This window comes from Streptomyces sp. NPDC046821, from assembly GCF_040645335.1.
Taxonomy (GTDB): domain Bacteria; phylum Actinomycetota; class Actinomycetes; order Streptomycetales; family Streptomycetaceae; genus Streptomyces.
In genome coordinates this window covers 194825-208004 of the sequence record NZ_JBEYYB010000014.1, presented here as the reverse complement: position 1 = coordinate 208004, position 13180 = coordinate 194825, and the positions used below count along the sequence as shown (strand labels likewise).

Here is a 13180-nt window from a genome sequence, read left to right as displayed (position 1 = left end):
GCACCCGCACCGCCACCCGCGGTGTCCGCATGATGGAAAGTACTTTCCACTTCCCGAGATATTGCCCATCATGTAATCTGCTCCAAATTTTGCACCCCCAGCAGAGGGCCAACGTCGTCCCTCGGCAGATGTCATATGCCACGACGACGACGGGAGCTGCCGATGCGCACGCCGCGCCAGCCGTCCCAGCACTCCATGATCAAGCCGTACATGGATGCTCGCCCTGCAGCCCAGGGCATGTACGACCCCCGCAACGAGCACGACGCCTGTGGCGTCGGCTTCGTGGCCACCCTCACCGGAGAGGCGAGCCACGCGCTGGTCGAACAGGCGCTCACGGTTCTGCGCAACCTGGAGCACCGCGGTGCCACCGGTTCCGAGCCCGACTCGGGTGACGGAGCGGGCATCCTCTCCCAGGTCCCGGACGCCTTCCTGCGCGAGTCCGTCTCCTTCGACCTGCCCGCCGCCGGCGCGTACGCCGTGGGTATCGCCTTCCTGCCGACCGACGAGGCCGAGAACGCGGCCGCCGTCTCGCAGATCGAGACGATCGCGTCCGAAGAGGGCCTCACCGTCCTCGGCTGGCGCGAGGTTCCCGTCGCGCCGCAGCTGCTCGGCGCCACCGCCCGCGGCACGATGCCCGCCTTCCGCCAGATCTTCGTGGCGGACGCCGACGGCTCCGCGACGGACATCGCGCTCGACCGCAAGGCCTTCGTCCTGCGCAAGCGCTCCGAGCGCGAGGCCGGCGTGTACTTCCCGTCGCTCTCCGCGCGGACCATCGTCTACAAGGGAATGCTGACCACCGGCCAGCTGGAGCCCTTCTTCCCCGACCTGTCGGACCGCCGATTCGCTTCCGCGATCGCTCTGGTCCACTCGCGGTTCTCCACGAACACCTTCCCGAGCTGGCCGCTCGCCCACCCGTACCGCTTCGTCGCGCACAACGGTGAGATCAACACCGTCAAGGGCAACCGGAACTGGATGAAGGCCCGCGAGTCGCAGCTCGCCTCCGACTTGTTCGGCTCTGCCGACCATGGGCACAGCGACTCCCAGGACCTGTCGCGGATCTTCCCCGTCTGCACGCCCGACGCCTCGGACTCGGCCTCCTTCGACGAGGTCCTGGAGCTGCTCCACCTCGGCGGCCGCTCCCTGCCGCACAGCGTCCTGATGATGATCCCGGAGGCCTGGGAGAACCACGCCTCCATGGAGGCCGACCGGCGCGCCTTCTACCAGTTCCACTCCACGATGATGGAGCCCTGGGACGGCCCGGCCTGCGTCACCTTCACCGACGGTACGCAGGTGGGTGCCGTTCTCGACCGCAACGGTTTGCGCCCCGGCCGCTACTGGGTCACCGACGAGGGCCTCGTCGTCCTCGGCTCCGAGGTCGGCGTCCTCGACATCGACCCCGCGAAGGTCGTCCGCAAGGGCCGCCTCCAGCCCGGCAAGATGTTCCTCGTCGACACGGTCGAACACCGCATCATCGAGGACGACGAGATCAAGGCGTCCCTCGCCGCCGAGCAGCCCTACGAGGAGTGGCTGGAGGCCGGCGAGATCGAGCTCGAGGACCTCCCCGAGCGCGAGCACATCGTGCACACCCACGCCTCCGTCACCCGTCGCCAGCAGACCTTCGGCTACACCGAGGAAGAGCTGCGCGTCATCCTCACGCCGATGGCCAAGACCGGCGGCGAGCCGCTCGGCTCCATGGGCACGGACTCGCCGATCGCGGCGCTCTCCGCCCGCCCGCGGCTGATCTTCGACTACTTCACGCAGTTGTTCGCGCAGGTCACCAACCCGCCGCTGGACGCCATCCGCGAGGAGCTCGTCACCTCGCTGCGCTCCAGCCTGGGCCCGCAGGGCAACCTGCTCGACCCGAACGCCGCGTCCTGCCGCTCGGTCACGCTGCCCTTCCCGGTGATCGACAACGACGAGCTGGCCAAGCTCATCCACATCAACGCCGACGGCGACATGCCCGGCATGAAGGCCGTGACCCTGTCCGGCCTCTACCGGGTCAGCGGCGGCGGCGACGCGCTCGCCGCCCGGATCGACGAGATCTGCGCCGAGGCCGACGCCGCCATCGAGGCCGGCGCCCGCCTGATCGTCCTCTCGGACCGGCACTCCGACGCCGAGCACGCGCCGATCCCGTCGCTGCTGCTCACCGCGGCCGTCCACCACCACCTCATCCGTACGAAGCAGCGCACCGAGGTGGGGCTGCTCGTCGAGGCGGGCGATGTGCGCGAGGTCCACCACGTGGCCCTCCTCATCGGCTTCGGCGCCGCGGCCGTCAACCCGTACCTGGCCATGGAGTCCGTCGAGGACCTGGTCCGCGCCGGCACGTTCCTGCACGCCGATGAGAACGGGGCCGAGCAGGCCATCCGCAACCTGATCTACGCCCTCGGCAAGGGCGTCCTCAAGGTCATGTCCAAGATGGGCATCTCGACCGTCGCCTCCTACCGCGGCGCCCAGGTCTTCGAGGCCGTCGGCCTCGACGAGGCCTTCGTCGAGAAGTACTTCAACGGCACGGCGACGAAGATCGGCGGCGCCGGTCTCGACGTCATCGCCCAGGAGGTCGCCGCCCGCCACGCCAAGGCGTACCCGGCCTCCGGCATCGCCCCGGCGCACCGCGCGCTCGAGATCGGCGGCGAGTACCAGTGGCGCCGCGAGGGCGAGCCGCACCTGTTCGACCCGGAGACGGTCTTCCGCCTCCAGCACGCCACGCGCAACCGCCGGTACGACATCTTCAAGAAGTACACGGACCGGGTGAACGAGCAGTCGGAGCGTCTGATGACGCTGCGCGGCCTCTTCGGCTTCAAGGGCGAGCGTCCGTCGATCTCCATCGACGAGGTCGAGCCGGTCTCCGAGATCGTCAAGCGCTTCTCCACCGGCGCCATGTCGTACGGCTCCATCTCGCGCGAGGCCCACGAGACCCTCGCCATCGCCATGAACCAGCTGGGCGCCAAGTCCAACACGGGTGAGGGCGGCGAGGACCCGGAGCGCCTGTACGACCCGGCCCGCCGTTCGTCGATCAAGCAGGTCGCCTCCGGCCGCTTCGGCGTGACGAGCGAGTACCTGGTCAACGCGGACGACATCCAGATCAAGATGGCCCAGGGCGCCAAGCCCGGCGAGGGCGGCCAGCTGCCCGGCCACAAGGTCTACCCGTGGGTCGCCAAGACGCGTCACTCGACGCCGGGCGTGGGCCTCATCTCCCCGCCGCCGCACCACGACATCTACTCCATCGAGGACCTCGCCCAGCTGATCCACGACCTGAAGAACGCGAACCCGCAGGCGCGGATTCACGTGAAGCTGGTCTCCGAGGTCGGCGTCGGCACGGTCGCCGCGGGTGTCTCCAAGGCGCACGCGGACGTCGTCCTGATCTCCGGCCACGACGGCGGAACGGGCGCCTCCCCGCTCACCTCGCTGAAGCACGCGGGCGGTCCCTGGGAGCTCGGCCTCGCCGAGACCCAGCAGACCCTGCTGCTCAACGGCCTGCGCGACCGCATCGTCGTCCAGACCGACGGCCAGCTCAAGACCGGCCGCGACGTCGTCATCGCCGCGCTGCTCGGCGCCGAGGAGTTCGGTTTCGCGACCGCGCCGCTCGTCGTCTCCGGCTGCGTCATGATGCGCGTCTGCCACCTGGACACCTGCCCGGTCGGCATCGCCACGCAGAACCCGGTCCTGCGCGAGCGGTTCTCCGGCAAGGCCGAATTCGTCGTGAACTTCTTCGAGTTCATCGCCGAGGAGGTCCGCGAGCTCCTCGCCGAGCTGGGCTTCCGCACGATCGAGGAGGCCGTCGGCCACGCCGAACTCCTCGACACCGAGCGGGCCGTGGACCACTGGAAGGCCCAGGGCCTCGACCTCGAGCCCCTCTTCTACGTGCCCGAGCTGGCCGAGGGCGCCGTGCGCCACCAGGTGATCTCTCAGGACCACGGCCTGGAGAAGGCCCTGGACAACGAGCTGATCAAGCTGGCCGCCGACGCGCTCGCCGCGAACGCCCAGGCCGACGCCCAGCCCGTGCGCGCCCAGGTCGCCATCCGCAACATCAACCGCACGGTCGGCACCATGCTCGGCCACGAGGTGACGAAGAAGTTCGGTGGCGCGGGCCTGCCCGACGACACCATCGACATCACCTTCACCGGCTCCGCGGGCCAGTCGTTCGGCGCGTTCGTGCCGCGCGGTGTGACCCTGCGCCTGGAGGGCGACGCCAACGACTACGTCGGCAAGGGCCTGTCCGGCGGCCGCATCGTGGTCCGCCCGGACCGCGGCGCCGACCACCTCGCCGAGTACTCGACGATCGCCGGCAACACCATCGCGTACGGCGCGACGGGCGGCGAGCTGTTCCTGCGCGGCCGCACCGGCGAGCGCTTCTGCGTCCGCAACTCGGGTGCGACCGTCGTCTCGGAGGGTGTGGGCGACCACGGCTGCGAGTACATGACGGGTGGCCGCGCGGTCGTCCTCGGCGAGACCGGACGCAACTTCGCGGCCGGCATGTCCGGCGGCATCGCGTACGTCATCGATCTGGACCGTGACCACGTCAACGCCGGTAACCACGGCGCGATCGAGGCCCTGGACGACACCGACAGGCAGTGGCTGCACGACGCCGTGCGCCGCCACCAGGAGGAGACGGGCTCGACCGTCGCCGAGAAGCTGCTCGCCGAGTGGGACACCGCTCTGGAGCGCTTCAGCAAGATCATCCCCAGCACGTACAAGGCAGTGCTCGCCGCCAAGGACGCCGCCGAGCGAGCCGGACTCTCCGAGTCCGAGACCACCGAGAAGATGATGGAGGCGGCGACCAATGGCTGATCCCAAGGGCTTTCTCAACCATGGCCGCGAGGTGGCGCAGACCCGCCCGGTCGGCGAGCGCGTACGGGACTGGAACGAGGTCTACGTTCCCGGCTCCCTGCTGCCCATCATCAGCAAGCAGGCCTCGCGCTGCATGGACTGCGGCATCCCGTTCTGCCACAACGGCTGCCCGCTCGGGAACCTGATCCCCGAGTGGAACGACTACGCGTACCGCGAGGACTGGTCGGCGGCGCAGGAGCGGCTGCACGCCACCAACAACTTCCCGGAGTTCACCGGCCGCCTCTGCCCGGCGCCCTGTGAGTCGGCGTGCGTGCTCGGCATCAACCAGCCGGCCGTCACCATCAAGAACGTCGAGGTCTCGATCATCGACCAGGCGTGGGACCGCGGCGACGTCGCGCCCCAGGCCCCTGAGCGCCTGTCCGGCAAGACCGTCGCCGTCATCGGTTCCGGTCCGGCCGGCCTCGCTGCCGCTCAGCAGCTGACCCGGGCCGGCCACACGGTCGCCGTCTACGAGCGCGCCGACCGCATCGGCGGCCTGCTCCGGTACGGCATCCCCGAGTTCAAGATGGAGAAGCGGCACATCAACCGCCGCATCGAGCAGATGCGCGCGGAGGGCACCAAGTTCCGTACGGGCGTGGAGATCGGCCGCGACATCGACGCCGCGAAGCTGCGCAAGCGCTACGACGCCGTGGTCATCGCCGCCGGTGCCACGACCGCCCGCGACCTGCCGGTCCCCGGCCGTGACCTCAAGGGCGTCTACCAGGCGATGGAGTACCTGCCCCTGGCCAACAAGGTCCAGGAGGGCGACTACGTCACCACGCCGGTCTCCGCCGAGGGCAAGCACGTCGTCGTCATCGGCGGCGGCGACACCGGCGCGGACTGCGTGGGCACCGCCCACCGCCAGGGCGCGGCCTCGGTCACGCAGCTGGAGATCATGCCGCGTCCGGGCGAGGACCGCAGCGCCGGCCAGCCCTGGCCGACGTTCCCCATGCTCTACAAGGTGACGTCCGCGCACGAGGAGGGCGGCGAGCGGGTCTACTCCGTCTCGACCACCCACTTCGAGGGCGACGAGGACGGCAACGTCCAGTCCCTGCACCTCATCGAGGTGGAGTTCGTCGAGGGCAAGCTGACGCAGAAGCCGGGCACGGAGCGCAAGATCCCCGCCCAGCTCGTCACGCTCGCGATGGGCTTCACCGGCACGGACCGCGACAACGGTCTGGTCGACCAGTTCGCCCTGGACCTCGACGAGCGCGGCAACGTCGCCCGCGACGACGAGTTCCAGACCAACGTCCCCGGCGTCTTCGTCGCCGGCGACGCGGGCCGAGGCCAGTCCCTCATCGTGTGGGCCATCGCGGAGGGCCGCTCGGCCGCCCGCGGCGTCGACCGCTTCCTGACCGGCGCCTCGGAACTCCCGGCCCCCATCCGCCCGACGGACCGCTCCCTGACCGTCTGACGGCCCCCATGAATGTCCCGTACAACGGCGTACGGAACTGAACACGACGCCCGCCCGAACAGTCCCCGACCGGACGACTGGGCGGGCGTCGTGGTGTGTTCGTGGCTACTGCGAGATCAGCCGGTGCGGGTGGTCCGGGTCGCGCGGGCAGACCGCGACGATCAGCCGTCCGCGGCCGGGGGAGACGCCGGTGGGGGTGTTCGCACCCCTCACCACTCTGTCCGGCCGGTCCTCGTCGGGGATCCAGCTGGTCGTGCCGGGGTCCCACTCGGTGGCGGCCGCGGTCAGGAGCGGGACGAGGCCCGCGCCGCAGTCGGCGCACCGCGGGTCGGCCGGCCCGGTGAGGTTCCAGGCGATGTAGCCGCCGACCTTCCAGCCCGGGGCCGTGGACAGGTCCGTCACATAGATCTCTCCGTCCCCGTCCTCTTCCTCCTCCTCGATCCCCTCCTCCCAGCACTCGATGCGCTCCTGCAGACCGGGGTCTAGCTCCTCGAACCACGGGTGCTCGGTGACCACTTCGGGGTGCAGAACGCAGGCGCTGGGAACGAGTTCCTCGCGGCCGACGACCTCGGGCACCGGTTGCTGCCCGGGTGCCGCTTTCGTGACGTCGGCCGCCCAGCGCCAGCGGAGCTCCACATACGGCTCGTGCCTGGACTCGCCGTGCCGCTCGAAGCCGCACCAGAACACCTGCAGCACATCGCCCTGTTCGGGGAACGGCAGACCGGGCACGTCACGCCGGTACAGCTGGGCGACGGCGAGCAGCGGGACCGGGTCGGTGTCCGGCAGGTGGCGGTACCCGCCGGCCCGCTTGTGCGCAGTCGTGCAGACCGGCCACGGCTCTCCCGCGGGCCACAGCATCGGACCACCCACCGAGCTGTCCCGCACTGTGGGCGTCCCGCGCCGTGGATGAAGCCGGGTCGCGGAGCGACGCAGCGGACCCAGCTCGGCGAAGAGCGCTTCGACGTCGACGGGGCGGGGCGGGGTGGTGCGGGGCATCGGCCTGAACTTCCGGAGGTCGGGGGAGGGTTCGGCGGGGGTGAGGCTCGGCGGTCGGGTCGGTCAGCCGTGGAAGCCGATGTACCCGTTGCCGTCCCTGTCGTTGGCGGACTTCGTGTACTTGTGGGTGTCCGAGTGGGCCCCGGACGGCTTGTAGACGTAGATCGTGTCGCCGGTGTTGTTCCAGAGGAAGTTGCAGTTGTTGCGGTAGACCACGTTCTTCGCATCCGAGTCCGTGCCGTGGCCGCCGCGCAGGCGGACGTAGTCGCCGGGCTCCAGGGTGTGGCTCTTGGTGAACGTGAACTTGTTGCCGGTGGCGTCCTTGATCACGTAACCCTTGAGGTTGATCGTCGCGGTCTTGGAGTAGTTCTTCAGCGTCACGTACTCCTGCGCGGTGTTGCCGCCCGAGCAGCGGTTGTCGTCGCGGCCCGGGGCGTCGTACTGGACCCCGCGGATCTTCAGCGCCGAGCTGTACTCGGTGGCGTACGCGGGGGCCGCTCCCAGCAGGGTCACGGCGGTCAGCGCGGAGACGGACAGCGCGGAGGCGGTGGCCAAGGCGGGGCGTATGTTCATGTGTTGTCCTCGGGTGAGTTCAAAGGTGCGTGCGTCACCTCATCATCACGGACGGGATCGTGCCCCCAGGGCCAACTCCGCGTGAACTACGGCACTTTGTACGTCTCCCCGTACACCTTCCACACCAGCGGAGTCTTCAGGTCCATGTTGCCGTCGTAGAGGAACTGGCGCTGGGCCGTGTCGATGCGGGACGTGTCGCGGTTCGGGTTCTTGGACTTCATCGCCTTGCGGCGGACGTCGAGGAAGATGTCGAGGTACGTCTTCTCCTTGCCGCCCTGCGCCGGGGTGTTCGCCTCCTTCATCGCCGCCTCGCGCAGGCCGTAGAAGCCCCTGGGTTCCGTGCCGGGGCCGTGCAGGACCATCGCGTCGTAGTAGATGAACTGGCCGAGCGTGTTCAGGCCGTCGAGCTTGGCGAGGCGTACCGCCGGGTCGAAGTAGACGCGGTCGCGCTCGGAGTTCTGGGCGGTGCGGAACGCCGGGTCCGCCGCCTCCTTCTTCCAGGCCGCCGTGAAACCGGGGTCGAGGCCCTTGTGGGAGTCCGTGCCGTCGACGGCACGCAGCGCGGGGAGGTAGGAGGCGAGGCCGTTGTCGGGGTGGGCCTTCGTGTAGCGCTCGACGAGCGTGAGCAGGTCGTGCGTGCCCGTGCAGAAGCCGACGATGCCGGCCGTGTAGCCCTGGCCGTCGCCGATGTCCTCGATGTAGCCGTACTGGCCGCGCCAGTCGAGCGTCGAGTTCTCCGCGCTGGCGATGAGCTGCTGGGCCAGCTCCTTCTTCGCCGGGGCGGCGAGGCCCGGGGGCAGGTCGGCGATGGCGTCGTCGTCGGCCTTCTTCTCCGCCGCTGCCTTGGCCGCCTTCGCGTCGGACTCCGAGTGCTGCGACGCGGTCGCTTTCTGCGAGTCCTTGCCGCCGTCGTGGTTGGGCGTGAAGAGGAACACCGCGACCGTGGCGACCGGAGCCACGGCCAGGAGGAGGCAGCCTGCGCGTTTCATGCGGCACAGATTACGTCGGTGACGAGGCCGGATCCGTGGCTCCATGGTCACCGTCGGATCACGGATCGGGCCCGGCCAGGAGCCTCTACGGCTGTTTCAGGAACGTCAGCGTCACCAGCAGCGCAAGCAGCGCGACGCACGCCGCGCCCTGGACGAGACCACGGCGTTCGCGCGGCGCGTACGCCAGCGCGAGCGTCACCGCGCCGCCCGTCAGCAGCCCGCCCAAGTGACCCTGCCAGGACGCGAATCGGGCCGAGATCAGCATCCACACCAGGAAGCCCGCCATGAACCGGTTGACCCCGCTCATGTCCGCCCCCACCCGCCGCGCGATCACGTAGTACGCGGCGGCCAGCCCGAAGATCGCGCCGGACGCGCCGACCGTGGGGGTGTCCGGGGCGAGCAGGTAGACGAGCACAGAGCTGCCGAGCGCGGAGAGGAGGTAGAGCGCGAGGTAGCGGGCCCGGCCCAGCTGCGCCTCCACGACCCGGCCGAGATTCCACAGCGAGTACATGTTGAACGTGATGTGCAGGATGCCGAACACGCCCTGCGTCGGCGGCAGATGGAGGAACGCGCCGGTCAGCATCCGGTACCACTCGCCGGCCACCACACCCTCCGCGTGGAAGGCGGCGGGGAACGTGTCCTGGTAGACGTAATGCCCGCCGTCAGGGCCGACGAGCCCCGCGCCCAGCATCCCGAACCGGTCCAGGACCCACGGGCGCAGCACCTCGGCCACGTAGGCCGCGACGTTCAGGCCGATCAGGACGTAGGTGACGAGCGGGACCAGGGACACCCGGCCGCCGACGACCGTCCGCGCCTGGCGGACCGACCTGACGCCCTCCTTCACACAGTCCGGGCAGTGGAAACCGACGGCCGCCTGCCGCATACAGGCGGGGCAGATGTACCGCTCGCACCGGGTGCAGCTGACGTACGTCTCGACCTTCGGGTGGCGGTAGCAGGTCGTGACCTCGGGGGTCGTGACGGGCTGGGACTCGGCTTCCACGCCGGCTCCTCAGGGTTCGGGGAGGGGGAGAGGGAGGGGGACAGAGCCGGTGGGGCGGCGGCGAACAAAAGAGCGAACGCCGTCAGGGGGCGGCGCCCGGGGTACCGCTCAGCCGCACGGCCACCTCCGCGGTCCGCACAACCACCCCCGCGGCCCGCGCGAGCGGACCGTCATCCCGCCACCGCCACCCCCCTTACATGTCCCGAGCCCCCGTCACTTCCCCCCGAGCCCCGTCGTGGACCCGCCGTCCACCGTGAACTCCGTGCCCGTGACGTACGACGACGCGTCCGACGCCAGGAACAGGACCAGCTCACCGACCTCCTCGGGGCGGCCGATCCGGCCGAGCGGCAGATGCGACCAGTCCCGGCCGGAGACCTCCGAGATCATCGGGGTGTCGATCGAGCCCGGGTGCACCGAGTTCACGCGGATCCCGTACCCGGCCAGGTCCAGCGCCGAGGACCGGGTCAGGCCGCGCAGCCCGAACTTCGTCGAGCCGTACGCCGCGTGACCGGGTATGCCCCGCAGGCCCGCCGTCGACGAGACGTTGACGATCGAGCCGCCGCCCGCCTCCTTCATCGTGGGCACCACGGCCTGGATGCCGAGGAAGGGGCCCAGGAGGTTGACCTTGATCAGCTGCTCGAAGTTCTCCAGGGTCTCCTGCTCGACCGGCGCGGTGCGCCACAGCGCCGCGTTGTTCACCAGCGCGTCGATCTGCCCGAACGCGTCGAGCGTCGCCGTGACCACCTCGGCCCAGCTGCCCGCGTCCGACACGTCGTGCCGCACGAACAGCCCCTGCTTGCCCAGGGATTCGGCGACCTCGCGGCCCTCGTCCTCGCGCACGTCCGTGACCACGACGCGCGCGCCGGCCGCGGCGGCGAGCCGGGCCTCCGCGGCGCCCTGACCGCGCCCCGCACCTGTGATGACGACGACCTTGTTGTCCAACGACAGCGTCACTGCTTCTCCTCCAGAGCGTTCAGAGCCTTGAAGTGCGGGATGACCTTCTCGCCCCACTGGCGAATGGTCTCCATGCACGCCTCCTGCGGAACCGTGCCCATCTGGATCAGGCACATCACCTCGTCCACCCCGATCTCCCGGAGCTGCTCGACGTAGGCGATCGCCGTCTCGGCCGAGCCGTACGCGTGCTCGGCGTTGAACGTGCCGGTGTCGACCGGGCGGGCCGGGATGTTCGCCTCGTGCAGCTTGGCGACCAGCTCGTCCCGGTCCCTGACCATCGCCGCCACGTGGTCCTCGTCCTCGGCGTACGCGGTCGGCGCGGGGGAGTTCCCGTACCAGTGCGCGATCGACTCGGCGAAGAAGCGCTGGCCGCGCGTGCCGAGGCGCAGCGCGAGGTCCGCGTCGTCCAGGACGATCGTCGGGCACAGGGCCGACAGATGGTCGTTGACCTCCGTCGACACGAAGCGCTCGCCGGTGCGGGTCGCGATGGCCTCGTCGTACACCTTGCGCATCTCGCGGACGTCGTCGGCGCCGGCGAAGCCCATCACCAGGGCACCGATGCCGAGTTCGGCCGCGAGCTTGAGCGTGTCGTGCTTGGAGCAGGCCATGAACAGCGGCGGGTGGGGGCCCTGGACCGGACGCGGCAGGATCGCGCCGGGCCCGATGTCGAGCGAGCCGTGCCACTCGAACTGCTCCTCGCGCCACGCCGACGAGACGATCCGCAGCGCCTCCTCCATCTGCGGATACGTGTCGTCGGGAGCGACCCCGTACATCCGCATCTCCTGCTTCGTCGCGCCGCGGCCCGCGCCGAGGTCGACGCGTCCGTCGCTCAGCACGTCGAGCATCGCGGCCCGCTCGGCGACCCGCACCGGGTGCTGGTAGCCGAAGGGCATCGTGACGACGCCGTGCCCGATACGGATGCGGGACGTCCGGGCCGCGACCCAGGTCAGGAAGATCTCGGAGGCGCTCATGTGCGCGTACTGGGTGAGCGAGTGGTGCTCGACGGCCCAGATCCGGTCGAAGCCCATCTCCTCGGCGTAGACGGCCTGTTCGACGCAGTCCTTGATGACCTGGCGCTCGTTCTCGGGCGTCGGGTCGGCGAGCTGCGCCTCGAAGATCATGGAGAACTTCACGTGGGGCTCCTCCCGACTGCTGCGTGGCTGAGTGTTCTAGACAGTGTTCTTAGTGTTTCGAATAGGAATACTTCTAGCAGGCATAGGGGGGGTGGGGGAAGGGGCTACGTAGACTGCGGGCGTGGTGAAGAAGAAGGCGGTAGACGACGCGGCAGGCGCGGAGCGCCCCGCACTCCCGGCGACCAGCTGGGCGGTGCTCGGACTGCTCTCCTTCGGTGAGGAGCTGTCCGGCTACGACCTGAAGAAGTGGTCGGACTGGTCCCTGCGGTTCTTCTACTGGAGCCCGTCGTTCAGCCAGATCTACAGCGAGCTGAAGCGACTGGAGAAGGCCGGTTACGCGACCTCGCGGATGGTCGCCCAGGAGACCGGCACCCGCGACAAGCGGGTCTACCGGATCACGGACGAGGGCATGGATGCCGTGCGGACCTGGGCCCGCGAGGCGCCCGTGGACCCGCCCGTCCTGAAGCACGGGCCCATGATGCGGCTCTGGCTCGGGCATCTGCTCGAGGTCCAGCAGATGCGTGAAGTGCTGGGCCGCCACAAGGAGTTCGCCGAGCAGATGCGCAGGCGCGCGGAGGCGGACATGGAGGGCGCGCAGGCCAACGAGGCGTGGAGTTATCCGACGCTCACGCTCAAGTGGGCCGAGCGGTACTACGCCTCGGAGCGCGACCTTGCCGAGGCCATGCTCTCGGACATCGAGGAGCTGGAGCGCGGCAAGCGGCCGTAGGAACGCCGGAAGAAGAGGAGCGGCCCGGCGTCGCTGCGGTGCGCGGTCATCGAGGTGACCGCGCCGAGGGCGATCGCGTGGTCGCCGCCGTCGAGCGCGTCGGTGAGCTCGCACTCGATCGTGGCGAGCGCCCCTTCGAGCAGGGGTGCGCCGTTGCCGCCGGGCCGCCAGGGCGTGCCGGCGAACTTGTCCGCGCCGGGCACCGCGAAGCGGCGGCACAGATCCTGCTGGTCCTCGGCGAGGACGTTGACCGCGAAGCGGCCGGCCGCCTTGATGCGCGGCCAGGACGTCGAGGTGTGCGCGGGGCAGAAGCAGATCAGCGGCGGGTCGAGCGAGACCGACGAGAAGGACTGCACGGCCATGCCCACAGGGTTGCCGTCCGCTTCGAGAGCTGTGATGACGGCCACTCCCGTGCAGAACCCGGCAAGTGCCGACTTAAGCTCGTCGGACGAGGTGGAGGGGTGGGTGGGGATCGGCATCGAGGCCTCCTGGAATGTGCCTACTAGGTATATGCCTAACCGAAACACCTGTGATTGGATACCCGGCACGCTCGCACGTCAAGACCCC

The 13180-nt window shown here is 69.8% G+C and carries 10 protein-coding genes; 3 read left to right on the top strand and 7 right to left on the bottom strand.

Annotation, left to right across the window (positions count from 1 at the left end; genetic code table 11):
- The first annotated feature begins 162 nt into the window (after nucleotides 1-162).
- Nucleotides 163-4788 carry a glutamate synthase large subunit gene (gltB, locus tag ABZ893_RS28195; RefSeq protein ID WP_361408855.1) on the top strand — a complete coding sequence of 1542 codons (4626 nt, stop codon included), beginning with the start codon at nucleotides 163-165 and terminating at the stop codon, nucleotides 4786-4788.
- Nucleotides 4781-6241 carry a glutamate synthase subunit beta gene (locus tag ABZ893_RS28190; protein ID WP_361408852.1) on the top strand — a complete coding sequence of 487 codons (1461 nt, stop codon included), beginning with the start codon at nucleotides 4781-4783 and terminating at the stop codon, nucleotides 6239-6241. The genes gltB and ABZ893_RS28190 overlap by 8 nt, the downstream gene beginning before the upstream one ends.
- 105 nt (nucleotides 6242-6346) lie before the next feature.
- Here the strand turns inward: ABZ893_RS28190 and ABZ893_RS28185 are convergent, their stop codons facing one another.
- From ABZ893_RS28185 to ABZ893_RS28160, 6 genes are all read right to left on the bottom strand, one after another.
- Nucleotides 6347-7237 (bottom strand): hypothetical protein, encoded by an 891-nt coding sequence (locus ABZ893_RS28185; RefSeq protein ID WP_361408849.1) that lies wholly within the window; start codon nucleotides 7235-7237, stop codon nucleotides 6347-6349.
- A 63-nt stretch (nucleotides 7238-7300) separates the two neighbouring features.
- The gene (locus tag ABZ893_RS28180; RefSeq protein ID WP_361408847.1) at nucleotides 7301-7810 is read right to left on the bottom strand and encodes a lamin tail domain-containing protein; all 510 of its coding nucleotides are present in this window, start codon (nucleotides 7808-7810) and stop codon (nucleotides 7301-7303) included.
- An 86-nt stretch (nucleotides 7811-7896) separates the two neighbouring features.
- Complete coding sequence (locus tag ABZ893_RS28175) at nucleotides 7897-8799, bottom strand: chitosanase (protein ID WP_361408844.1); 903 nt, start codon at nucleotides 8797-8799, stop codon at nucleotides 7897-7899.
- 85 nt (nucleotides 8800-8884) lie between these two features.
- The gene (locus ABZ893_RS28170) at nucleotides 8885-9799 is read right to left on the bottom strand and encodes a rhomboid family intramembrane serine protease (protein WP_361408843.1); all 915 of its coding nucleotides are present in this window, start codon (nucleotides 9797-9799) and stop codon (nucleotides 8885-8887) included.
- 213 nt (nucleotides 9800-10012) lie between these two features.
- Complete coding sequence (locus tag ABZ893_RS28165) at nucleotides 10013-10747, bottom strand: glucose 1-dehydrogenase (protein WP_361409112.1); 735 nt, start codon at nucleotides 10745-10747, stop codon at nucleotides 10013-10015.
- A 2-nt stretch (nucleotides 10748-10749) separates the two neighbouring features.
- Nucleotides 10750-11886: an LLM class flavin-dependent oxidoreductase gene (locus ABZ893_RS28160; protein WP_361408840.1), complete on the bottom strand. Its 1137-nt coding sequence runs from the start codon at nucleotides 11884-11886 to the stop codon at nucleotides 10750-10752.
- Between the two features lie 121 nt (nucleotides 11887-12007).
- Between ABZ893_RS28160 and ABZ893_RS28155 the strand changes: the two genes are divergently transcribed.
- Nucleotides 12008-12613 carry a helix-turn-helix transcriptional regulator gene (locus ABZ893_RS28155; protein ID WP_361408837.1) on the top strand — a complete coding sequence of 202 codons (606 nt, stop codon included), beginning with the start codon at nucleotides 12008-12010 and terminating at the stop codon, nucleotides 12611-12613.
- On the opposite strand, the gene ABZ893_RS28150 is transcribed toward ABZ893_RS28155, so the two are convergent.
- Entirely contained in the window at nucleotides 12538-13092 is a 555-nt protein-coding gene (locus tag ABZ893_RS28150; protein WP_361408833.1) for a flavin reductase family protein, read from the bottom strand. The genes ABZ893_RS28155 and ABZ893_RS28150 overlap by 76 nt on opposite strands.
- Nucleotides 13093-13180: the final 88 nt, after the last annotated feature.

Bases quoted from the DNA above. Each gene is read 5' to 3' on its own strand.
- gltB (WP_361408855.1), top strand. From the start codon at position 163: ATGCGCACGCCGCGCCAGCCGTCCCAGCACTCCATGATCAAGCCGTAC.
- ABZ893_RS28175 (WP_361408844.1), bottom strand. From the start codon at position 8,799: ATGAAACGCGCAGGCTGCCTCCTCCTGGCCGTGGCTCCGGTCGCCACG.
- ABZ893_RS28150 (WP_361408833.1), bottom strand. From the start codon at position 13,092: ATGCCGATCCCCACCCACCCCTCCACCTCGTCCGACGAGCTTAAGTCG.
- ABZ893_RS28190 (WP_361408852.1), top strand. From the start codon at position 4,781: ATGGCTGATCCCAAGGGCTTTCTCAACCATGGCCGCGAGGTGGCGCAG.
- ABZ893_RS28180 (WP_361408847.1), bottom strand. From the start codon at position 7,810: ATGAACATACGCCCCGCCTTGGCCACCGCCTCCGCGCTGTCCGTCTCC.
- ABZ893_RS28185 (WP_361408849.1), bottom strand. From the start codon at position 7,237: ATGCCCCGCACCACCCCGCCCCGCCCCGTCGACGTCGAAGCGCTCTTC.